This window comes from Aeromonas sp. QDB17 (assembly GCF_027705305.1).
Classification (GTDB): Bacteria; Pseudomonadota; Gammaproteobacteria; order Enterobacterales; family Aeromonadaceae; genus Aeromonas; species Aeromonas caviae.
The window spans coordinates 244,984-266,329 of the sequence record NZ_JAPDBP010000002.1; the positions used below are offsets into that span (position 1 = coordinate 244,984).

Below are 21,346 nucleotides of genomic sequence, written 5' to 3' on the forward strand. Positions count from 1 at the left end.
CTCACCCTGCCCGCGGCGTGATCAGCGCAGCTGCGGGGTCTGGGTGTGCACGCCCTGGTTCTGGGCGCGGTGGCGCAGCAGGTGATCCATCAGCACCAGGGCCAGCATGGCCTCGGCGATGGGCACGGCACGGATGCCGACGCAGGGGTCGTGACGACCCTTGGTGATCATCTCGGTGGCCTCACCGCTGGTGGTGATGGTCTTGCCCGGCACCGTGATGCTGGAGGTAGGCTTGAGGGCCATGCTCACCACGATCTCCTGACCCGACGAGATGCCCCCCAGGATGCCCCCCGCATGATTGCTGGCAAAGCCGGTCGGAGTCATCTCGTCCCGGTGCTCCGAGCCTTTTTGCTCCACCACCGCGAAGCCGTCACCGATCTCCACCCCTTTCACCGCGTTGATGCCCATCATGGCGTGGGCGATGTCGGCGTCGAGGCGGTCGAACACCGGCTCCCCCAGGCCTACCGGCACGTTGCGCGCCACGACGCACACCTTGGCCCCCACGCTGTTGCCCTCTTTCTTGAGGGCACGCATGTATTCATCCAGCGCCTCCAGCTTGCCCGCATCGGGGAAGAAGAAGGGGTTCTGCTCGATCTGGCTCTCGTCGAACCCTTCCGCCTTGATGGGGCCGAGCTGGGAGAGAAAACCCACGATCTCGATGCCGTGCACCTGTTTCAGGTACTTCTTGGCGATGGCCCCCGCCGCGACCCGCATGGCGGTCTCGCGGGCCGAGGAGCGGCCGCCGCCACGGTAGTCACGCTGGCCGTACTTCTGGTGATAGGTGTAGTCGGCGTGGCCGGGTCGGAACAGATCCTTGATCTCGGAGTAGTCCTTGGAGCGCTGATCGGTGTTCTCGATGAGCAGCCCGATGGAGGTGCCCGTGGTCTTGCCCTCGAACACCCCGGAGAGGATCTTCACCTCGTCCGCCTCGCGGCGCTGGGTGGTGTAGCGGGAGGTGCCGGGCTTGCGCCTGTCCAGATCCCCCTGCAAATCGTCTTCGCTTATCTCCAGCCCCGGCGGGCAGCCGTCGACCACGGCGCCCAGCGCCAGACCGTGGCTCTCGCCGAAAGTGGTGACCCGAAAGAGTTGGCCGAAACTGTTCCCTGCCATGGATGCTCCTTGCTGCTTAGTTCTTGTAAATGGCGAAATGGGCCTGGTACTGCTCGAGCTCTGCGCGGGTCATCACAAAGACGCCGTGGCCGCCGTTTTCGAACTCGACCCAGGTGAAGGGCACCTCGGGGAACTGGGCTTCCAGGTGGATCATGCTGTTGCCCACCTCGACCACCAGCACCCCATCCTCTTTCAGGAAGTCGGCGGCATTGGCCAGCAGGCGCTTGGTGAGCTTGAGGCCGTCGGAGCCAGACGCCAGGGCCAGCTCCGGCTCGTGGCGAAACTCCTCCGGCAGATCCGACATGTCCTCGGAGTCCACGTAGGGCGGGTTGGATACGATGAGATCGTACTTGTCACCGGCCGGCAGATCCCGGAACAGATCGGAGCGGATGGGGATAACCTGCTGCTCCAGCCCGTGATCGTTGATGTTGCGCTCGGCCACGTTGAGGGCATCGACGCTGATGTCGATGGCATCCACTTCCGCATGGGGGAACTCGTGGGCCATGATGATGGCGATGCAGCCGGAGCCGGTGCACAAGTCCATGATCCGGGTCGGTTCGTCTTTCAGGAAGGGGGCGAAGCGGTTGGCCACCATCTCGGCGATGGGGGAGCGCGGAATGAGCACCCGCTCGTCCACGTAGAACTCCCAGCCCGCATACCAGGCCTTGTTGGTCAGGTAGGGCGCCGGAATGCGCTCCTGCACGCGGCGGATGATGAGCTCGGCGATGCGGTGGCGCTCGCTGGTGGTCAGGCGGGAGTGGCGCATGGCGGGATCCACGTCCGGCGGCAGATGTAACGCGGGCAGCACCAGTTGCACGGCCTCATCCCAGGCGTTGTCGGTACCATGTCCGTAGAAGATCCCGGCGTCGTTGAAACGACTCATGGCCCAGCGCAACATGTCCTGGATGGTGTGCATTTCGGCAACCACCTCATCGATAAATATCTTGTCCAAATCCACCTCCAAGTCGAGTAATATCCGGCCCGAGAATTTTATACAGCGAGCAAGACGAGTACCTGATGAAAAAAACGCCCTCACTCACAGACGAGGAAAGCCTGCTGTTTCGTGATGCTGTCAAAGGTACCCGGAAAATTAAGCAAGATACCATAAGGGCCTCCTCAAGCCCGGTCAAGCAGAAACGCGAAGTGCGCGAGAGCCGCGAAAAGCTTGGGGTTGACCACTTTTTCAGCGACGAGTACCAGCCCCATCTCGAGGCGGACGGGCCGACCCGTTACGTGCGCGAAGACGTGTCAAAATTCGAGCTGAAAAAGCTCAAGCGCGGCAGCTACCCGCCGGAGATTTATCTGGATCTGCACGGCATGAACCAGCACCAGGCCAAGCAGGAGCTGGCGGCCCTGCTCACCCTGTGCCGAAAAGAGAACATCCACGTCGCCTCGGTGATGCACGGCATCGGCAAGCACATCCTCAAGCAGCGCATTCCGAGCTGGCTGGCCCAGCACCCCGCTGTGCGCGCCTTTCACCAGGCGCCGCGGGAGTGGGGGGGCGAGAGCGCCATCCTGGTGCTGCTGGACATCGAGGAGTGACCCCCTTCCCCGCCCCGCCTTGCTCCGGGCGAACGCCATAAAAAAACCACCGCCAGCTTGCGGTGGTTTTTTTATGGCGCTCCACAGGGGTCAGCTGGCGGCTTCCATATGGCGCTTGAAGTTATCCAGGATGCTCTGCCACCCCGCCCGCTGCTGTTCGCCGCTGTGCAGGGACTCGGCATCGAACCGCTCCTCCACCCGGGTGCCCCCCTGCTCTGCCACGAACCGCACGCTCACCTCGCGGCCATCGTCCATGACGTAGCCGAGCCCCGTCGGCGCCGTGACCTCGGTGAAGGTCCCCTCGAAATCAAACCCCGTGCTGCCATCCCGCGCCGCCATGTGGTGGCAAAAACGCCCACCCACCCGCAAATCCACCCGGCTTTGGGGGCAGTGCCACTGCGGGGAGGCGGCGTTCCACGCCATGATGCTGGCGGGGGTGTTCCAGCCCTGCCACACATCGGCAATCGGCCTGGCAACCCAGACGCTGACGCTTATCTTCATCTCTCTGCTCCTCTGGCTGTCCTGCACGTTTTGCACTGTGGCACTGTCATGCCACGCCGGGCGCATCGGGCTGCGCCAAAAAGTGGGCCACCAGGGCATTGGCATGGCCGTGACCCATGGCGTGTTCGTCCTTGAGCCAGGCCACCAGGGCCATGTGTTTGCGCTCCTCCCGCCCCGCCAGCAGGGTCAGCCAGTGGACGATGGGCTGGCCGTATTTCTGCTCGATGGCGGGAAAATAGGAGGCAGGCCCCTTCACCTTCGGTTGTTCATCCATGATGGCTTCTCCTCAAGGTGGCCACAGGCTCAGGGTTTGGGGGCGAACTGCTCGAACACCTGCTGTCCGGTCAGGGTCGGGGTGTCGTTCTTGAGGGCATAGAAGTCGGGCTTCTCGTCGATGAAGATCTGCCCGGTGAGTTCGAACCCCTGATCCTGAAACAGGCCGGCGGAGAGGATGTACTCGTCCGTCGGCAACAGATGGTAGAAAAGATGGGTGCCGCAGGTGGGGCAGAATCCGCGCTCCGCCCACTCCGACGAGCGGTAGGCCACCGGGGTCATCCCGGTGAACCGCACGCCCTTGCCCCCGTGCACCGCGAACATGGGCCCCCCTGACCAGCGCCGGCACATGGCGCAGTGACACAGGTTGACCTCCTTGTGATCGCCGCTCGACACGGTGATCCCGCCACACAGACAATGCCCTTCCATGATGCCTCCTGAGAGTTGGGGCGACAGACCGGGCGAACGGGTGCTCGCCTCCTTGCCGCACCAGATGAAGTAGCACGGGATCCGGGGGGCGGCAACTGACCATTCCGGGGCCTCACCGCGGGGCTGAGGCTCCCGGAGCGGGAAAATCCCCCTCTTTATTCATTGTGTGAATGACTCAACAGATTCCATGCATCGGATAAATAATGGTCAGGTTCCCTCCTGCAAGGCGATGCGATTCCCCTCGCAATCCCGACACTCCGCCACCCGGAGGCCCTCCCCGACCCGGGTGACGGGATAGAGACAGGCCCCGCCCGATGCCAGTGCCCGGGCCATGGCCCCCTCGATGTCAGGCACCCGCAGATAGATCCGGGTACCATCCAGGCTCGGCACATAGCTCTCCCCCTTCGCCAGGGCGCCGGAGCAGCCCGCCGTGCCACCTTCTAGGGGAAAGAGCGCCATCTCGTTGCCATCGATCTGCACCCGCTCCAGCACCGTCTCGAAGACCCTCTCATAGAAGCGGATGGCTCTCTCCATATCCTGTACCGGAATTTCAAAATGAATGGCGATGTTCATGGTCATCCTCCCTCGGTGTGAATCCGCACTCTATCAGTGCCAAAAGAGGCGCAGCAAGCCAGCGCGGCGATCAACAAGGGAGGCGCGCGGCCTCCCCGGAGTGCTTGCGCTTGTACTGATTCTCAGGTCACCGGTGCCCAGGGATCCCCCTTGCCCGGCTCGTTGCCCTGGGTCCACCACTTGGCCTGATAGATGATCCCCTTGTGGCTCACCTTGTTGCCCGCGGTGTAGACCTTGCCTGCCTCCCAGGCCGGTACCCCGTCCACCGGCGGCGTGCCGGGGTCGACCGGGGCCGGATCCAGCGTGGCCACCACCCGTACCTTGGGCCAGCTGGCGTGGGAGCCGTAGAAGTTGGTCACGCACTTCTCGTAATCCCCCGGCACCAGGGCCGAATAGGCGGTCTGGTACCCCACCAGATCGCACTCGAAGGAGTAGCCGCCAGGTCTGTCCGGGTAGTATTTCCAGTTGCCGTCCCAGTTGGTGTAGAGCACGTCGGTGGCACCGTTGAGGTTGAGGCTGCCATAGGGGGTCTGCTGCCAGCAGGTGTTCTTCTCGTCCGCCAGCAGCGGGATCCCGTAGTGGGCCGCGAGCCCCTCCCAGTAGCGGATGCGGTTGACCGGCTGGCCCTTGTTCTTGTTCTGCTCGCCGCACTCGATGCCACCGTTGATGATGTTGATGGTGGTGCCAAAGCCGTAGCCGATGCCCGCCGCCAGCTCACGCTGGGAGGGCACCCAGGTCCGGTCGATGACGTGCAGCATGGCGGGTTTGGGGGCCTGGGGCGTCAGGAAGAACCAGATGGCGGAGGCGAGGTTGAGCCAGGAGTCCGCCACCAGTCCGGGGTTGTTGAGGAGCACGGTGGCGTCGCCGTCGAACATGGCCTCGGAGAAGGCGCCGTAGTTGAAGTGGTAGGAGAGCTGCTTGGCGCCGCGACCGAAATAGCCCTGACCGGTGCTGCAGGGCCAGCGCCGGTTCTGCCAGTCACTCTGGCCACACCCCGTGGTGTAGCCGGTCTGCCCCTCAGACCAGCCCATCTCCCGCACGTGCACCAGGGCCTGTTGCCACTCCTCCAGCCCCAGGGGGTTGTCGGAAACATTCTCCTTGGCGATGTGGCCGCCGGTCTCCTGGGCAAAGTGGGCGAAGGCGGTGATGATGGACTTCTTGCAGATGGCGTCCGCATTGCGCCCGTCCGTGTAGTCGCCGCAGAAGGCGGGGAACTTGCCCACGGCCCGCAGGAAGCGCTCGTAGGTGTACTCCGGGGCGGCCATCTGGGTCAGGAACTCCCAGTCCGATTCGGTGAAGACCCGCTCGACCCGCTTGACGTTGTCCGGGTTGCCGGGGGCGCGGGCCACGATGGCCTCCACCACCGTGTTGGGCCGGGTGGCCAGGGCGTGGGACCAGATCCCGTACATGGGGTTGGCGGTCTTGGCCTGGGCCGCACTGGCGAGATCCGCCGCCGCCATCACATAGCCGCCGCTGTTCTGGGGATCGGGCTGGATTGTCATGGCGCTCTGGCCGGGCAGCGCCCAGACGAGGGCAACCAGGCAGGCGGTACGCGTGAGCATGAACATGGGTAACCATCCTTGTCTTGAAAATGTCAGGGCGAGCATAGGCATCCTGACAACTAAATTCACGACAAGAATTAAGAATTTGGCGAAATTGTGAGCCATGCCTCCCTGCACTCAGATGGCGCTCGTTTGCAGGGGGACCCAGCCCCTGGCCTTGTTGGCGCAGCCATCCGACCTGTGCGGACGCTTGCTCAGATCCCCCCTGCGCGCACCGCCCGGATCAGCAGATTGCGCGGGGTCATGGGTTTGGGGCAGAAGGTGCCCACCTCCACCCGGTAGCCCTGCTCCTCAAGGAAGAGGGCGCGATCGAGCAGCAGCCAGATTTCCAGGGGGCGGCGAAACAGGTGGCGCACCAGCTCCATGCGGGCGACATCGCCAAAGCGCCGCTCCCCCTGTGCCAGCAAGGCGGCGTAGTCGAGCCCCGCGGGCAAGCCCATCCCCTTGCGTTCGGCGGCCCAGTGGCAGAAATCCTCGAAGCCCCCGGTCAGCAGACTCTTTTGCAGGTTGGGCACCGACAGGTACTCATCCACCCCGCGCACCTGGCGCTGCAGGCAGTCAAAGGCGAGGCGCCACACCACCTCCCGCTCCCGCAGCCGGGCGATGCGGGCACCGCCGGTCACCGTCTCCTGCAGCGGCAGCTTCAAATCGCTCTTGCCAAGGCGCAGGGCACTGGCCCTGGCGGCCCGGGAGAGGGGCGCGTAGTGCTCTCCCCTGATGAGGTGGTAGCAACACGGGGAGAGGGTCACCCCCTGGGCGCCCCCCTCGGCCACCCGCGTCAGCAGATGGGTGTGCAGATCGCCGCAGGCATGGAGCGCCATGGCGTGATGGTGCGGGGCGATGAGGGCCCCGGACTCGGCGGCAAAGGCATCCGCCTCCACGAACCGCATGTTGGCGCCGTCGCGCGCGGCGAGCCGCCGCCCCTCCTCGCAGAGCGCCCCCTGCCACTCCAGGCTCAGGATCTCGGCGCCACGGTGCAGCGACACCAGGCGTCCCAGATGCCCCTTGCCAGCGCACCACTCCAGATAGGGACCTTGGTGGGGGGGCAGACAGCCGGTGAAGGCCTCTATCTGCCCCTGCTTGCGTCCCGGCATGTACATCGCCATGGCCCTGGCGCACTGGACGGGCTCGGGGGCGAAAGGGGCAAGCTCGCCGAGGGCCTGCAACTCGGCCCCCGCCGGGATCCAGGGGGCGAGCAGGGCGCAGAGCGCATCCATGTCCCCGTCGAGGTGCGCTATCTCGTCAAGGGTCAGGGCTGCCAGGCACTTCGCAAGGGCTGGCTCCTCGCGGGCAAAGGCGATCCCCAGGTGGTGATAGGGCTGGTATTGCCACCAGCGTCGCTCGGCGGTGAGCAAGCAGTCCAGTTGTCGAAAACGGTGGGCCAGCACGGTGAACCTGTCCTTTGGCGCAAAAAGGGAGGCTCATTCTAGCGATCTGCCGTCAAAAAGCACTCGCCTGTGCGCCGCTGGTAGCCTGACAAAAAGCAGGGATTTGTGCTATATTCCGCCCCCTCATTCGCGCAGCCCGCCACGGCGAGCCGCTTTACCCCTATAAACGGAACCCAATCATGACCATCAATGCCATCCTGCAAGCCCGTGCAAACGCCAAATGCGAGCTGTGTGGCGCAGAACATGCGCTGACTGCCTTCCCGGTGCCGCACTCCCCCGCCAGCGACGACGACCACAGCGTGGCCCTCTGCGCCACCTGCCGCGGCCAGCTGGAGCAGCCGGACACCACGGAGGTGAACCACTGGCGCTGCCTGGGTGACAGCATGTGGAGCCAGGTGCCGGCGGTGCAGGTGATGGCCTGGCGCCAGTTGAAGGCCCTCGTCGCCCGGGGCGAGCTCTGGGCCCAGGACATGCTGGACATGATGTACATGGAAGACGAGGTCAAGGCCTGGGCAGACGCCGGCGTGACCAGCGACGATGACGACAGCGTGCCGACCGTCGACTCCAATGGCGCCGTGCTGGTGGAAGGAGACTCCGTCACCCTGATCAAGGATCTGGACGTCAAGGGCGCCGGCTTCACTGCCAAGCGCGGCACCCTGGTCAAGGGCATTCGCCTGACCAACAACCCGCTGCACATCGAGGGCAAGGTCAACGGCATGCAGATCGTGCTGGTGGCCGCCTACCTGAAGAAGGCCTGATTCCGACCCCTTCAAGCCAGAAGCGCCCCCAGGGGCGCTTTTTTGTTGCCTCTGTTTCCTGCCGTTCGGGTGGCACCCGCGAGAAACTGGACTATTCTGCAAACCAGTTCCGCGGTATGCCCCTCCCCTGACTGTCAGTGCGCCAACGGAGAGGGCCTTCCCGGCACGCATGGAAAGACCCCGGGCACCCTGATCTCCATGGCGCCCACGAGACCAAGGAGCCGCCCCATGGCCAGCAAGAAAGAGATCAAGAAGAAGATCGCCGCCCGCCAGGCGAAAATCGCCAAGCACGAAGGCAAGATCAAAAAGCTGAAAAAAGCCCTGAAATAGGGGCTGACAACCATTAAAACCGCCTGATGGCGGTTTTTTCATTACTGCGTTGGCCGCAAGGCGCGTCGAGTGGCCATGACTGCCAACCTCCGGCTAGCACCAATACTTCCTGTTCCAACCACAATCCCTTTTCGATCAGATATATAAGGACCTCTTCCAGTTGCTTGCCATGCTCACTCACCACGGGTACCTCCTCCCATGGGATCTTGCCTCTGCTGATCGGTTGCCCCTCCAGACGGCGGATCAGAGTGCGGGCATAGTGATGAACATAGGCCATCAAGGTGTCGGGTAGCCAAAGAGCCAACGGACGACGAAGGGCATGGGCCAGCTCGTTAGCGATATCCAATCCGCGCTGATCCAAATCGCCAAAATGGGCCCAGGGTACGGCAGCCGGCAACAGCGGGAATACCTGACGTGCCAACTTGGTATTGCGGCCAGGCACATAGAGCAACAACTCCCCCACTTGCAGCGGGTAATCCACGAAAGCTCCCTTGTTCTCCACCGTGACCAGTTGCCGCCCCTGCCACTCAATGCCATGTAACTTGCTCAAGCAGCGCTCCGGTAAGACCAGCTCTCCCAATAGTGCCAGTTGCGCCCTCATGTCGTGGCGCAGTCCGTCCTTGCCGATGAGTGACAGCGGGCTCAGCGTGCGAAGTCGAATCACTTCATCCTGTGTCAGCGTGATGTCGATAGCATCATTATCTGGATCTATCCCGCTCTTGCTGTCCCCATGCCAGAGGGCATGAAAACTGGCCTGGTTTAGATGTGCGGGCAGGTCCACCCCGAGAGCCCGTATCGTGTCACGCCTGTCCGGCATCACTGGTGCAACCTGTGCCAGCTGTGCTGCGAGATAATTCCTTCCAGCATAGGTCAACACATGACGAGCCCCTCGTCCCACTGGCTTGACTCCACCCACAGCCTGCAGGAGATCTCTCAACTCGCGGCCATGCTTGCTATCGAGAGAATATCCCTGGTTATTAGTGTCTGCCAGCAAGCGGGCACAGAGATCCTGCACTCGACGCTCATCAAAAAGTGACATCCTCCCCCCTCATTCATTGCGGTTCCATATGGCCAAGTAGAGGGGATCTTTCTGTCCACAACCGTGACCTGTCTCGCACCAAAGGAAGATCGCTCTTTCAAACCGTCACCCGTCCACAAGCTCGTGGCAGGATGGTCAGCGGTTACGATTGGCAATCCATCGACATCGGTGAAATCAGTATGCTGCGACGCCATTAGTTGACCGGCGAGAAAAAAGACAGCTTATCTGCGATGTGAAGGCATCATCAAAAACTGCCTTCATGCGGTTTTTTTATACATATCCTTGCCTATTGCATTTCCAGCCGCAGACCATGCTGCACCGGATTGCCCTCCCCTGAATCCTCTTCGGGGCCGGGAGAGACGCCGCTGGACGACTCGTCGAAGAGGCTGGCATCATGCCTGCTTTGACGCCAAGGATGTGTTCATGAACCCCAATACCTGGATGCTGTTTGCGCTGGCCTATCTGCTGGCGACCCTGACCCCTGGCCCCAATGTGCTGCTGGTGGTCAAGAACGGTCTGCAACACGGCTGGCGCGCCGCCCTTGTCAGCATCCTCGGCAACCTGGGGTGCCAGGCCATCCTCATCGGTCTGGTCGCCATGGGGGTGGGGGCCCTGCTGCAAACCCTGCCTCCCCTCTTTGTCGCCCTCAAGCTGGCGGGGGGTGGCTACCTGGTGTATCTGGGCTACAAGGCGCTGCGCGCGGCCAATACCGGTGGCCAAGGGCTCTCTCCCTCCACCGCTCGGGGACGCACCAGAACCACCCTCTCCTTGTTGCGAGAAGCCTTTCTGGTCTCTGCCAGCAACCCCAAGACCATCGTCTTCCTCTGCGCCCTGCTGCCCCAGTTCCTCGATCACCAGAGTCCGCTGACGCTGCAGTTCATCACCATGTACCTGACCATCTGCGCCATCGTCAGCCTGGTGCATCTGTGCTATGTCGCCCTGGCCAGGCGCGCCGGTCGCTACTTCAAGCCAGGTCGCGGCGAGCGCCTCGTTGGCCGCATCACCGGCGGGCTCTTCATCACCCTGGGCGGCGCCATCCTGCTCAGTGGTCGTCCCTGATCCCCGCGCCTCACCGCGGCTGACATTATCTGCACCATCGGCGCCGCTTGGGCGCCGCGGATCCCGGCCACCGGGGCTAGAGTTGTAGGCGTGTCTGTATATGAGCCTGCGGTGGAGCGCCATATGTATTCCTACACCCTCACCTTCCGGGAGGAGGCCGACAAGCTGACGGCCCCCGAACACGAGATCCGCCTGCAAAGCCCGGCACAGGCCGGTGATTTCATCATTCTCTCCGATGGCAGTCGCCATCAGGTGATGTTCGTCACCCACCGCGCCCACTACAGCAGCCTCTACCTCGACAAGGGGGTCCGCATTCCCCAGAGCTGACGCAGGCATCGTCTTTCGCTCCCTCCTGCTATGGTGAGAGAGGGCGGCAGCTCGCCAACGCAAGCCCCTTGCCGCCCAGGGAGCGGCAAGCCCGAATGACCCATTGCCAGAGGTATTGATCATGTTCAGACAGACCGCGCTCATCCTGACCCTCACCCTGTTGGGCAGCGCCCAGGTTCACGCCATCAACCACAAATACGCCGAGCAGCTGGAACGCTCCGGCTGCACCCAGGTGACCGAAGCCCAGGGCTGCGATATTCACAAGAGCAAGGCGGAAAACGCCAAGGCAGGATTTGGCACCGCCGCCCCGGCCGCCGACGGCGGATTGAACATGAGCTATGAGCAGAAGCTGGAGCGCTCAGGCTGTACCCAGGTGAGCGAACTCAGCGGCTGTGACATCAACAAGAGCAAGGCCGAGAACGCCGCCGCCGGATTTGGCGCCGCCCCCGCAGCGGCCAGCGCCAGCCCCTACGCCGGCAACTGGGTCGCCACCTTCCCCGAGACGGGCGCCACGGTCGCGAACATCCGCATCGATGACAAGGATCAGGTGTGGGTCAACGACAAGCAGGTCAGTGCCAGGAAATCCGACGGGGCCCTGGTGTTCAAGGAGGGCATGGTCATCTACACCATCCAGGGGGATCGCCGCCTCAAGGGAGAAGATGGCTGGGTCGACAACGACGCGGGCACCAAGGGGCCCATCGCGGCCAAATGACCCCGTCACCACCACGACAAGGGGAGCCGCGGCTCCCCTTGTCGTTTCTGCCTGCAACCGACGCCCCCCTACCCCTTCTTCGGGAAGTCCAGCACGGCCATCACCGGCGAGCAGGACGGGAGCGCCGACCAGGAGGGGGCGTCGAAGATGAAGCGGGCAATGGCGCAGGTCGGCATACGAGTGATACCGGAGGAAAAGCCATGGGCCAGGTCGGTGAAGGCAGGATCATGACCCACCAGCAGCACGCAGGCGAGATCATCTGAAAGCGCCCCCACCACCCCGAGAAGGGCCCCGGCATCGCTCTCGTAGAGGTCCTCGTCGATGGCGATGCGGTTCGTGGAATAACCCAGCTCTGCGGCAAGCAGCCGGGCGGTTGTCAGGGCCCGGCAGGCGGGGCTCGAGAGGATGAGATCGGGCTTCACCCCCAGGTGTGCCAGGCGAGCCCCCATCAGGGGCGCATCGCGCAGCCCGCGCGCCGCCAGAGGACGAGCGCGGTCAGACAAAGATGCGTCCTCCCAGCTCGACTTGCCATGGCGTACCAGGATCAGGGTTCTTCTCATGACGCACTCTCTGGTTGATAAGGGCGACAGGCGGCCCCTCAGACCGCCTCACGTTTGCCAGCATGAAGGGGCAGCAGCACCATGACCACCATGGTCAGCAGCACACCCCCTACCCCCCAGCCTACCTGTTCCCAGTGTACTGTTTCACCGGTCAGCATGCCGGTGAGCAGCACCATCACCGGGATGAGGTAGGTATAGGCTGACACCTGTTCCGGTTGCAGCGCCACGCTTCCCTGCTGGAACAACAAGAAGCTCAGCGCCGTGGCAAAGAGAGCCAGATAGCCAAGTCCCAGCCCCACCGGCAGGGAGACCCGGCTCCAGTCGGTTTCAAGCAATCCGGGCAGCGCCATCGGGGTGAGCAGCACAGTGGCGCAGATGAGGGTCCAGCCGGTCAGGTGGAGGAAGGACTCCCCCGGTAGCAGCGCTTGATCAGGATGGGGTTGAGAGCCATGGCCACGCAGCCGAGCAGGTAGATGCGATTGCCGGGAGTGAGGCTGAGGTTCGCCACCAATCCCAGATCGCCGCGAAAGATGATGAGGGCCGCAGCCACCATGCCCCCCAGCAGGGCCAGCCCCATTCCCCAGCCGATGGCGCGGCGCAAGATCACCATGCCGGCCAGGGCACTGATCAGCGGCACCGTGGTATAGAGCGCGCTGGCATCGAGGGCGCTGGTCTCCTGCAATGCCACGAACATGGCGACGAAGTAGCAGAGGGCCGGCAGCGAGATAAGAGTGTAGCGCCCAAGATCCCGCAGGGAAGGCAGCACCAGCCCCCTCTGATACCCCAGCACCCCGACGAAAATGAGGGAGGCCAGCAGGTAGCGCACCCAGGTGACCACCAGCGGGTCCAGCACCGCGGTGAGGGCGCTGCCGATGGGAAACGAGAGGCTGATGAGCAGGGTGAACAGCAACACCTTGCCGTGGGCCTTTGCAACATGGGGACGTGAAGACATGGGATACACCTGTCAGCAAGGGCGCCCGCAGGCGCCGACGGAAGAGATCAATAACCGTGGTCGGTCGCAGGGCACAGCTTGCCCTCACCCAGGGTTGCCAGCAACTGGCCAAGCAGGCTGGAAGCACCGAAACGAAACCGCTCGGCCACCAGCCACTCCTCGCCAAAGAGTGCGGCCGCCATGGCGAGATACTCCGCCGCCTCCCGTGCGCTTTTCACCCCGCCCGCCGCCTTGAACCCCACCCGATCCTGCGCACCGCACTCGGCGATGGCCGCCAGCATGGTATGGCACGCCGCCGGGGTGGCATTGACCGCCACCTTGCCGGTGGAAGTCTTGATGAAGTCGGCCCCCTCCTCGATGGCAAGCAGGGAGGCCGCACGGATAAGCGCAGGCTCCTGCAGCTCGCCGGATTCGATGATCACCTTGAGCACCCGGGCGCCGCACAACGCCTTGCAGCCGCGCACCAGCGCCCGGGCGGGGGCCTCGTCCCCGGCCATCAAGGCACGCCAGGGGATCACTAGATCGATCTCGTCGGCGCCATCCGCGAGGGCGGCGCGGGTCTCGGCCAACACGGTTGCCAGATCATCGTCGCCGTGGGGGAAGTTGACCACAGTGGCAACCTTGACCTCGGGGGTGCCCTGAGCCGCCAGGGTGAGCCTGGCCAGCCCCACGAAGCGCGGGTAGATGCACACCGCAGCGGTGGTGCCGACAGGGGTCCGGGCCTGATGGCAGAGGGCGATGATGCGCGCATCGTGGTCATCGTCGTTGAGGCTGGTGAGATCCATCAAGCGGATGGCCCGGATGGCCGCCTCTGTGGTAGCGCAGGCAGGTTCAAAAGCAGTCACGTCGTTCATAAATAGCTCCTGTCGGGATAAGAGAGGGGCGCCGCAGCGCCCCGAAACAAAGGGTGAGAGACTCAGGCGAGGGAGAAGAAGACACCGGCGATGGCGGCGCTCATCAGGTTGGAGCAGGTGGCCGCCAGCACGGTACGCAGACCGTAGCGGGCGATGAAGTCGGTGCGCGACGGGCAGAGGGTGCCGAGGCCACCGATCAGGATCCCCATGGAGGCCAGGTTGGCGAAGCCGCACAGAGCGAAGCTGATGATCACCTTGGACTTCTCCTCCAGCACCTGCAGACCGGCAGCGGTGACCGTGCTGGCGTCTTTCAGGTAGGGCGCCAGATCGCTGTAGGCCACGAACTCGTTCACCACCAGCTTCTTGCCGATCATGGCGCCGGCGATGCCGATGTCCGCCAGCGGTACCCCGAGCAGGAAGGCGAGCGGCGAGAAGATCCAGCCCAGGATGAGCTCGAGGGAGAGCGGCATGCCCACCATCTCCCCCACCCCACCCAGCAGGGTGTTGACCAGGGTCACCAGACCAATCATGGCGATCAGCATGGCGCCGATGGCCGCCGCCAGCTTGAGGCCGCTGCTGGCACCCTCGCCTGCCGCTGCCAGCACGTTCTCCGGCTTCTTGCCATCAAACTGGATGCGGTTGTCAAAGACGTAATCCGGCTGGCTGGTTTCGGGGATGATCAGCTTGGCAAACAGGATCCCGCCCGGCGCCGCCATGAAGGAGGCCGCCAGCAGGTACTGCATGTCCACTCCCATCATGGCGTAGCCCGCCAGCACGGTGCCGGAGACCGAGGCCATGCCGCCGCACATGACGGCGAAGAACTCCGAATCGCTCATACTGGGCATGTAGGGTTTGACCACCAGCGGGGCCTCGCTCTGGCCGACGAAGACGTTGGCCACCGCCGACATGGATTCGGTCTGGGAGGTGCCAAGCAGCCGCGCCATGGCGCCACCGATGATGCGGATCACCACCTGCATGATGCCGAGGTAGTAGAGCACGGCGATGAGCGCCGAGAAGAACACCACCAGCGGCAGCACGTTGAGGGCAAACACGAAGCCGATGCCATCCACCGAGAAGTTGACCAGGTTGCCAAACAGGAAGTGGATACCCGCCTTGCCGCTTGCCAGCACGGCCTCGACCCCGTGGGCCATCCCCTCCAGCGCCCGGCGCCCCAGCGGCACATAGAGCACCAGAGCGCCGATGGCGACCTGCAAGGCCAGCGCCAGCCCCACGGTGCGCAGGCGAATCGCCCTGCGGTTGGTCGATGCGAGCACGGCGATGAGGATCAGCGCCGCCATACCGAGAAATCCTGCTGCAAACATATCTGACCTCCTGGTCGTTCCCTGCTTACTGGAAGTGGTGCTGGATGAAGGCGTTGATGAGGCGGATGAAGTCCGCTTCCGCCAGCTTGGCGCACTTGAGGGTCTGCTCGTGGGAGAGTTGCACGTCGCCAAGCCCCTCCGCCATGTTGGTGATGGCGCAGATGGCCAGCACCGGCAGCGAGCAGTGGGCGGCACTGACCACCTCGGGCACCACCGACATCCCCACCACATCGCCCCCGATGATCTGCATCATGCGGATCTCGGCGGCGGTCTCGAAACAGGGGCCGCTGTAGGAGACGAACACCCCCTGATTGACGGCGATCCCCTCCCGCTCGGCCAGCGCCAGCGCCTCGCAGCGCAACCCCTTGTCATAGGCATTGGCCAGGCTGAAGAAGCGCGGGCCGTAGGCCTCGTCATTGGCGCCCGTCATGGGGGTGCCCGGCATGGTGTTGATGTGATCGTTGAAGATGACCAGGGAGCCGACCCCGATGCGCTCCGGGCGCAGCGAGCCGGCCGCGTTGGTTACCAGCAGCAGCTCGCAGCCCAGGCGCTTGAAGGTGCGCACCGGGGTAGTCATCACCTTCATGGTCTCGTGTTCGTAGTAGTGGCCGCGCCCCTTCATGCAGACCACATCTACCCCGTGCAGCTTGCCGAGCACCAGCTCGCCGCTGTGACCGACCACCGTGCTGACCGGGAAGCCATCCAGCTCCTCGTAGGGAATGGTGACCTTCTCCTCCAGCGCATCGGCCAGCACGCCGAGGCCGGAGCCCAGGATCATGGCGGCGCGGGGGGCAAACCCCGGCTTGCGGGCAAGAATGGTGGCGACGGCGTTGAGTACCGGATCTTGTTGCATGAGTTGTACCTCTTGAGGCTGTGAATGAGACATGACGCTCACTCTAGGGGAGGTATTGGACGACAAAAATCGCTAAAATCGGCCTGATTATCCCGATATACAACACAATGACCGGCGTAGTGGGGTAATGACGCACCCGAAATGGCCCAAAAACCGCTGCTTCATGCCATTTCACCGTCAAACGGGTCGCCGGAGGGGGAAAACCGGAGTGATGCGGATCGCGGTTTAAGGCGGGACCTGCCTCCCTGCCCCGCCATTCCCGTGCCCGAACTTTGACGGCGATCTCACACCTCAAGCCTGGAGAGACCATGTTCCCGGACACCCAATGGCGCGATCGCGTCACCCTCAAGATGTTGCGTTACTTCCATGAAGTGGCCAGCCAGGGCCACTTCAGCCGGGCAGCCCTGCGGCTCAATGTCTCCAAATCGCCGCTCAGCGCCCAGATAAAGGAACTCGAATCCCTGCTGGGGGTGACCCTGTTTGAGCGCCACACCCGCCAGGTGAACCTGACCCCCACAGGGCGCCTGTTGCAGGCCGAATGCGATCGCCTGTTCGACGTGCTGGAGAGCGGCCTCAACCGGGTGGTGCAGGCGGGGCGCATGGAGCGCAACCAGATCCGCATCGGGCTGGTCAGCTCCATCTTCTGGGCCGGCTTTGGCGAGGTGATCCGCCAGTGTCACCAGCGCCACCCCGAGTGCGAGATCTCCTTCACCGAGCTCTCCCCCGAGCGCCAGAAGCAGGCGCTGGCCAGCAAGGAGATAGACATCGGCCTCGCCCGCTTCGCCGACACCCTCAACATCCACCCGCTGCAGGCCGAGACCGTCTATCGGGAGTCCATGGTGCTGGTGGTATCGGACGAGCATCCCCTGCGGGATCGCAAGCGGGTCTCCCTCCCTGAACTCGCCGCAGAGCCCTTCGTGCTGATGAGCCGCGCCAACTCCGCCTCCACGGATCTCATCATCAACGCCTGCCTGGTGGAGGGCTTTTACCCCCGCCTGCGTCAGGAGGTGGTGGAGCCCAATACCCTGATGGCCGTGGTGGCCACCAGCCAGCAGGTGGCCCTTGTGCCCGCGAGCTACGCCCGCCAGAAGTGGCCCCACGTGCGCTTCATCCGCCTCGAGCAGGGGATCCCCGCCGATCTCTGCGTGCTCCATGCTCCGCCCCTGGCCGGGCAGCCGACGACCACCGCCATCCACCACTTCATCGACACCATGAGCGAGCAGATGAACCTGCCGGAGCGAGGCTGAAGGAAAAAAGCCCGATGAGGGGATCATCGGGCTCTGCGGCAAGGATCAGGGGCTCACTTCTTCCATGAAGACAAGCCGAAGGGGTTCGGCCAGCAGTTCGTCCGCCTGGCGAGCGAAAGCCTGGAAATACGCGGTCTCACAGTGGGCATCCAGGGCGGCCTGACTCACGAAGGCTTCCCGCATGTAGAAGGTGCCGGGTTCATCCTTCAACTCGAACAGCACGTAATCGAGGTTGCCCGGCTCCTGGCGAGTGGGGTCAATCAAGGTAAGCAGGGCATCGCGAAGGCGCTCTCCCATGCCGTCACGGGCCTTGAGCACCGCGATCGATACCAGTTTGTCTGTCTCTTTTTTCATCCAGTTTTCTCCGTTGTACATCGTCAATACGCCAGAGAGTGCAACCTGGACAGCGATTTATACTGCCGGATGCGCCCCCATCAGACGTTGCCCAGTGTAGGCAGGACGGTGGGGGCCATATAGGGGGGCAGAATGAACACTGTGTTCAACGGGGTGGATAACCACGCCGTGCACGGAGGAACAAACGAGTGGGAGGGATCATGGCGCAAAGGGTGGCAACGGGACCCGCCAGGAGGCGGCACGGCTTGCTGCCCCCTGGTCCAGGCTAAGGGCCTGCAGACCAGCGCTCAACGTCAAGGCAATAGGTGGTGAAAGGGTGTTCGCCCAGGCGCGTTTTCCTCACCCAGATGGCCCGTCTGGCGAGGGATCGATAAGGCGGGCGGGTATCCAGCAAGTGAAAGAGGATCGTCCGATGGCCAAGCTCCCTCGCCCACCCCATCATCTCGTTGAAAATCGCCACGCCGCTTCCCCAGCCGCCCCTGGCGAGCACAATGGCAAGCTCCACCCCCTCGTCATCGGGCTGGATGCCGCACCACCCCGCCAGGGTGCCGTCGAGGAAGATGGCACGCACGCGGCAGCCTGGCCGGGCGTCGACTCCCAGCTTGTGCGCCATCCAGTCGCGCACCCCGGCCACATCGAAAAGCGGGTGAGGGATCAGGTGCTTTCGCAGCGTCTCGTCGTTGAGCAGCGGCAGAAAATCCTCTGCCCTGACAGCAGAAAAGGGGCTGAACACCATGGAGGTCTCTCTCATTGCGCGAAGAGGCGCCCCTAGTAGGGGCTGCCATCCTTGTGTCTGGCTGACCAGGCGCCATCGGCCCCCTGTACCAGGGCCAGATCGTCATCGGGATAGTCGACGGTGTCCCCTGGCAGCCTGTCCCCCACCTCGAGATAGACGGCGTCCACCTCACCGTGGTTGAGCAACTGGTGGGCCAGGCCGCTGCCCCCCTTGAAGCCGATGCACTCCCCCGGCGACATCCGGTACTCCTCCTCCCCGTGGCGCAGGGTGGGATTGCCCGAGAGCACATAGACGAACTCGTCCTGCAGGCCGTGATGGTGCTTGAGCGCCGAGATAGCCCCCGGTGCCAGGGTCGTCAGATTGACCCCGAAATTGGCGAGGCCGAAATGATCCCCCAGCCTGCGTCGGGTGCGGTGCTTGACCAGGGAGGCAAAGGGCTCCGGATAGAGGGACTTTGCCTTGTGCTCGGGGATGGCCGTTGCCTGAATGGCGCGTTTGTCAGTCATGTTCTGATCCTCCCTGTGAATGACGTCTCACTTTATAGCCTGCTCCTTAGCGACAAAACATGGGCAGGGGTTGAAGGGGTGTCTCGCACACCATGTCATGCCCGGTTGCCGCCAGATGGCAAAGACGCCCTGTTTTTCGTTTGGCTATCTTAATGGCACACCGGAAAATGGGAAGCCGCGTTGGCAACCTCACCAATGGAATGAAGAAGGTGGCCCGCGATCACTGGGAAGCACCCTCTTCCAGCGGCCCTGGTATGGAGGGGCTCGGGCACATGCAGAACCGGCGACTAGAGCACCTCAATCCTGACCTTGATAAGCCCGGATCGGGGATTGCCGATGGCGCTGAACGCCGCTTTGGAGAGATCGATGATGCGCCCGCGGGGGAAATTGCCCCTGTCGTTGACCCGCACCACCACGCTCTTGCCGTTGGCGAGGTTGGTGACCCTCACCAGGGCGCCGAAGGGCAGTGTCATGTGGGCGGCGGTGTTGGCGTGGCGCTGGTAAGGCTCCCCGCTGGCGGTACGCTTGTTGTGGTAGCGATCGGCGTAATAGGAGGCGAGCCCCGTCTCGCTATAGCCTCGCCAGTTGCCCGCACTGCCTGCATCAGGCTGGCTGCTGCAGGCGGCCAGCAGCAGGCACAGGGAGGCCAGCAGCCCTTTTTGTCGCGTCGTCATGCGTTGCTTCCTCGATGGGACAGAGCGACCAGCATCGCCAGTCGGGCTTCCGTTAACAGGGGCCTACTCTCTCACATTTCCCATGGAAAACGGGAGGCCCAGGCCTCCCGTTTGTGTGTTCACCCGTCAGCCCCTGTCAGGTGATAACTAGATCTGTACACCTCTCCTGAGTCCGCTAGGATCCTGATCGTGGAGCCGTGTGCAGTACGAAGGGGCTGGTAAACATGCACAATCAGCCCTTCATTTTTCGTCAACTGTTCCAGCGGTAAGGCTGGGTTAAGTGATTGAACGTATGAAAAAAGGCTCCAGAAGCCAGCCACGATGGCTACCGCCACCAGAAACTTGGTCCACCCCTTTTACATGGCACGGACACCGAACACACGCCAGAACCAGGTGGCTTGAATGCGCACCTTCGTCATGCGCCATTGTTTGCGTAATTCAAAAAATTCCATAGTCATACTGTATTTATCCCTGATCCCCCTCCTCCACCTTGTAACCAAGGCGCTCATAAAACTGCACCGCCCTCTGGTTACCCGTAAAACTGGATAAATTCACCCGGCATTGTGTGATTCATAGAGATCATTTCCCCATCACTGGCGATGAACGATTTAAAAATAACAATTACTCTGCTGTCACTCCCTTGTGGCAAGCCAAAGCCACAATAGCTAAGGAGAGGATGGTCAATATCAACAAGTGCTGGGCCAGCCATTCGTCGCTTGGCCTATAACGCAGTAGGCTTTTGTACGTATTTTCATAACTTATCAAGACCTGCTCACCTTCCTGCACCTGCCACGCCTGTTCGAAATAAAAGGGCCACCAAAATCTGTAATAAGGCTGACTCCAGACCGTGACCCGTTTTCCTTTTGCGGCAAGCAACGCTGCTTTGTTATAGATACTACCTCGATAGGCTATTTCCTCTCCCGGGTCCGTCAGGATCCTGATCGCGGAGTTATGTGCAGTACGGAGGGGCTTATAAACCTGCACAAGCACCCCCTCATTTTTCGTCAACTGTTCCAGCGGCAGGATGGGGTTAAGCAATTCAACGTAAAAAAACACGCTCCAGAAGCCGGCCATGATGGCTACCGCCACCAGAAACTTGGTCCACCCCTTTTGCATGGCACGGATGCCGAACACACGCCAGAACCAGGTGGCTTGAATGCGCGCCTTCGTCATGCGCCATTGTTTGCGAAACGCGAAAGTGTCCATAGCCATGCTTTATTCATCCCTGTGTATGTTTCCAGCTGCCATCTGCTGCAAGGACATTACGATCTGCAGAGCCCACCATATTCCACCAGACTCTGCGACATCGTAAGTGGTCACAACACCTCAACATTTACCTTGTGATAACTCCTTCGCGAATATTGCCGATGGAGCCGAAGGCGGATTTAGAGAGATCGATAATTCGCACGCTTTTAAAGGCGCCGCGATCATTGACCTTGACCACTACGCTCTTGCCGTTGGCGAGGTTGGTGACCCGTCGCACCATGGAGCCAAAGGGCAATTCCATATGGGCAGCGCTACTGAGGTTATTGAGATAGATCTCGCTGCTGGCGGTCTTTTTACCGTGATAACGGTCGGCATAATAGCTGGCGTAACCGGTCTCGCTTTAGCCGCGCCAGCTGCCGCCGTGGCTCTCGTCATAACGGCTGCTACAGGCTGCCAGCAGCAGGCAGACAAGCAACAGC

At 62.7% G+C, this 21,346-nt stretch carries 26 protein-coding genes and 1 pseudogene; 6 read left to right on the forward strand and 21 right to left on the reverse strand.

The features are described from left to right. Positions 1-21 precede the first annotated feature (21 nt). The gene (gene aroC / locus OKC41_RS02870) at positions 22-1,110 is read right to left on the reverse strand and encodes a chorismate synthase (protein WP_042017130.1); all 1,089 of its coding nucleotides are present in this window, start codon (positions 1,108-1,110) and stop codon (positions 22-24) included. A gap of 16 nt (positions 1,111-1,126) precedes the next feature. After that, a complete protein-coding gene (prmB, locus tag OKC41_RS02875; RefSeq protein WP_039040745.1) occupies positions 1,127-2,062 on the reverse strand; it encodes a 50S ribosomal protein L3 N(5)-glutamine methyltransferase in 936 nt (311 codons plus the stop codon). A 65-nt stretch (positions 2,063-2,127) separates the two neighbouring features. On the opposite strand from prmB, the gene smrB reads away from it, so the two are divergent. Beyond that, positions 2,128-2,652: an endonuclease SmrB gene (gene smrB / locus OKC41_RS02880; protein ID WP_048207774.1), complete on the forward strand. Its 525-nt coding sequence runs from the start codon at positions 2,128-2,130 to the stop codon at positions 2,650-2,652. Positions 2,653-2,742: 90 nt separating this feature from the next. Here smrB and OKC41_RS02885 read toward each other — a convergent pair whose 3' ends face one another. The 6 genes from OKC41_RS02885 to OKC41_RS02910 all read right to left on the reverse strand — a co-directional run bounded on the left by OKC41_RS02885 (position 2,743) and on the right by OKC41_RS02910 (position 7,378). Continuing rightward, positions 2,743-3,153, reverse strand: a complete 411-nt coding sequence (locus OKC41_RS02885) for an SRPBCC domain-containing protein (protein WP_041211466.1) — start codon at positions 3,151-3,153, stop codon at positions 2,743-2,745. 46 nt (positions 3,154-3,199) lie between these two features. Next, the gene (locus tag OKC41_RS02890) at positions 3,200-3,427 is read right to left on the reverse strand and encodes a DUF4287 domain-containing protein (RefSeq protein ID WP_042863908.1); all 228 of its coding nucleotides are present in this window, start codon (positions 3,425-3,427) and stop codon (positions 3,200-3,202) included. Between the two features lie 29 nt (positions 3,428-3,456). Then, entirely contained in the window at positions 3,457-3,855 is a 399-nt protein-coding gene (locus OKC41_RS02895; protein ID WP_010674834.1) for a GFA family protein, read from the reverse strand. Positions 3,856-4,062: 207 nt separating this feature from the next. Continuing rightward, entirely contained in the window at positions 4,063-4,428 is a 366-nt protein-coding gene (locus OKC41_RS02900; protein WP_114523285.1) for a VOC family protein, read from the reverse strand. Positions 4,429-4,550: 122 nt separating this feature from the next. After that, the gene (locus tag OKC41_RS02905) at positions 4,551-5,996 is read right to left on the reverse strand and encodes a chitinase (protein WP_139737403.1); all 1,446 of its coding nucleotides are present in this window, start codon (positions 5,994-5,996) and stop codon (positions 4,551-4,553) included. 188 nt (positions 5,997-6,184) lie between these two features. Then, positions 6,185-7,378 (reverse strand): methyltransferase, encoded by a 1,194-nt coding sequence (locus OKC41_RS02910; protein WP_201893892.1) that lies wholly within the window; start codon positions 7,376-7,378, stop codon positions 6,185-6,187. Positions 7,379-7,557: 179 nt separating this feature from the next. On the opposite strand from OKC41_RS02910, the gene OKC41_RS02915 reads away from it, so the two are divergent. Continuing rightward, entirely contained in the window at positions 7,558-8,136 is a 579-nt protein-coding gene (locus tag OKC41_RS02915; protein WP_039040739.1) for an alkylphosphonate utilization protein, read from the forward strand. Between the two features lie 343 nt (positions 8,137-8,479). On the opposite strand, the gene OKC41_RS02920 is transcribed toward OKC41_RS02915, so the two are convergent. Further along, complete coding sequence (locus tag OKC41_RS02920; RefSeq protein ID WP_182936272.1) at positions 8,480-9,505, reverse strand: Wadjet anti-phage system protein JetD domain-containing protein; 1,026 nt, start codon at positions 9,503-9,505, stop codon at positions 8,480-8,482. Between the two features lie 423 nt (positions 9,506-9,928). Between OKC41_RS02920 and OKC41_RS02925 the strand changes: the two genes are divergently transcribed. From OKC41_RS02925 to OKC41_RS02935, 3 genes are all read left to right on the forward strand, one after another. Beyond that, complete coding sequence (locus OKC41_RS02925; RefSeq protein WP_041215106.1) at positions 9,929-10,564, forward strand: LysE family translocator; 636 nt, start codon at positions 9,929-9,931, stop codon at positions 10,562-10,564. A gap of 123 nt (positions 10,565-10,687) precedes the next feature. Beyond that, complete coding sequence (locus tag OKC41_RS02930) at positions 10,688-10,891, forward strand: hypothetical protein (RefSeq protein ID WP_039040737.1); 204 nt, start codon at positions 10,688-10,690, stop codon at positions 10,889-10,891. 121 nt (positions 10,892-11,012) lie between these two features. Further along, the gene (locus tag OKC41_RS02935; protein ID WP_103261136.1) at positions 11,013-11,603 is read left to right on the forward strand and encodes a hypothetical protein; all 591 of its coding nucleotides are present in this window, start codon (positions 11,013-11,015) and stop codon (positions 11,601-11,603) included. 68 nt (positions 11,604-11,671) lie between these two features. On the opposite strand, the gene OKC41_RS02940 is transcribed toward OKC41_RS02935, so the two are convergent. From OKC41_RS02940 to xapA, 6 genes are all read right to left on the reverse strand, one after another. Beyond that, positions 11,672-12,163 carry a histidine phosphatase family protein gene (locus OKC41_RS02940; RefSeq protein ID WP_201893891.1) on the reverse strand — a complete coding sequence of 164 codons (492 nt, stop codon included), beginning with the start codon at positions 12,161-12,163 and terminating at the stop codon, positions 11,672-11,674. Between the two features lie 38 nt (positions 12,164-12,201). Next, positions 12,202-12,528: an EamA family transporter gene (locus OKC41_RS02945; protein ID WP_270671738.1), complete on the reverse strand. Its 327-nt coding sequence runs from the start codon at positions 12,526-12,528 to the stop codon at positions 12,202-12,204. A 26-nt stretch (positions 12,529-12,554) separates the two neighbouring features. Further along, positions 12,555-13,115, reverse strand: a complete 561-nt coding sequence (locus OKC41_RS02950) for a DMT family transporter (protein ID WP_234922219.1) — start codon at positions 13,113-13,115, stop codon at positions 12,555-12,557. A gap of 47 nt (positions 13,116-13,162) precedes the next feature. Continuing rightward, positions 13,163-13,969: a deoxyribose-phosphate aldolase gene (gene deoC, locus OKC41_RS02955; protein ID WP_270671739.1), complete on the reverse strand. Its 807-nt coding sequence runs from the start codon at positions 13,967-13,969 to the stop codon at positions 13,163-13,165. Positions 13,970-14,031: 62 nt separating this feature from the next. Beyond that, entirely contained in the window at positions 14,032-15,291 is a 1,260-nt protein-coding gene (locus OKC41_RS02960) for a NupC/NupG family nucleoside CNT transporter (protein WP_270671740.1), read from the reverse strand. 25 nt (positions 15,292-15,316) lie between these two features. Beyond that, positions 15,317-16,144, reverse strand: a complete 828-nt coding sequence (gene xapA, locus OKC41_RS02965; protein ID WP_270671741.1) for a xanthosine phosphorylase — start codon at positions 16,142-16,144, stop codon at positions 15,317-15,319. A gap of 308 nt (positions 16,145-16,452) precedes the next feature. Between xapA and OKC41_RS02970 the strand changes: the two genes are divergently transcribed. Then, entirely contained in the window at positions 16,453-17,391 is a 939-nt protein-coding gene (locus tag OKC41_RS02970; protein WP_270671742.1) for a LysR family transcriptional regulator, read from the forward strand. A 45-nt stretch (positions 17,392-17,436) separates the two neighbouring features. On the opposite strand, the gene OKC41_RS02975 is transcribed toward OKC41_RS02970, so the two are convergent. From OKC41_RS02975 to OKC41_RS03000, 6 genes and pseudogenes are all read right to left on the reverse strand, one after another. Continuing rightward, on the reverse strand, positions 17,437-17,745 hold the full coding sequence (locus OKC41_RS02975; RefSeq protein ID WP_042879252.1) for a putative quinol monooxygenase: 309 nt from the start codon (positions 17,743-17,745) through the stop codon (positions 17,437-17,439). Positions 17,746-18,010: 265 nt separating this feature from the next. Continuing rightward, positions 18,011-18,496, reverse strand: a complete 486-nt coding sequence (locus tag OKC41_RS02980; RefSeq protein WP_103243077.1) for a GNAT family N-acetyltransferase — start codon at positions 18,494-18,496, stop codon at positions 18,011-18,013. Positions 18,497-18,513: 17 nt separating this feature from the next. Continuing rightward, positions 18,514-18,987, reverse strand: coding sequence for a cupin domain-containing protein (locus OKC41_RS02985; RefSeq protein WP_039040728.1), 474 nt, complete (start codon positions 18,985-18,987; stop codon positions 18,514-18,516). Between the two features lie 287 nt (positions 18,988-19,274). Beyond that, complete coding sequence (locus OKC41_RS02990; protein ID WP_201969152.1) at positions 19,275-19,661, reverse strand: septal ring lytic transglycosylase RlpA family protein; 387 nt, start codon at positions 19,659-19,661, stop codon at positions 19,275-19,277. Between the two features lie 621 nt (positions 19,662-20,282). Then, positions 20,283-20,873 (reverse strand): hypothetical protein, encoded by a 591-nt coding sequence (locus OKC41_RS02995; protein WP_270671743.1) that lies wholly within the window; start codon positions 20,871-20,873, stop codon positions 20,283-20,285. A 104-nt stretch (positions 20,874-20,977) separates the two neighbouring features. Continuing rightward, positions 20,978-21,345 (reverse strand): annotated as a pseudogene (locus OKC41_RS03000) (septal ring lytic transglycosylase RlpA family protein). Position 21,346: the final 1 nt, after the last annotated feature.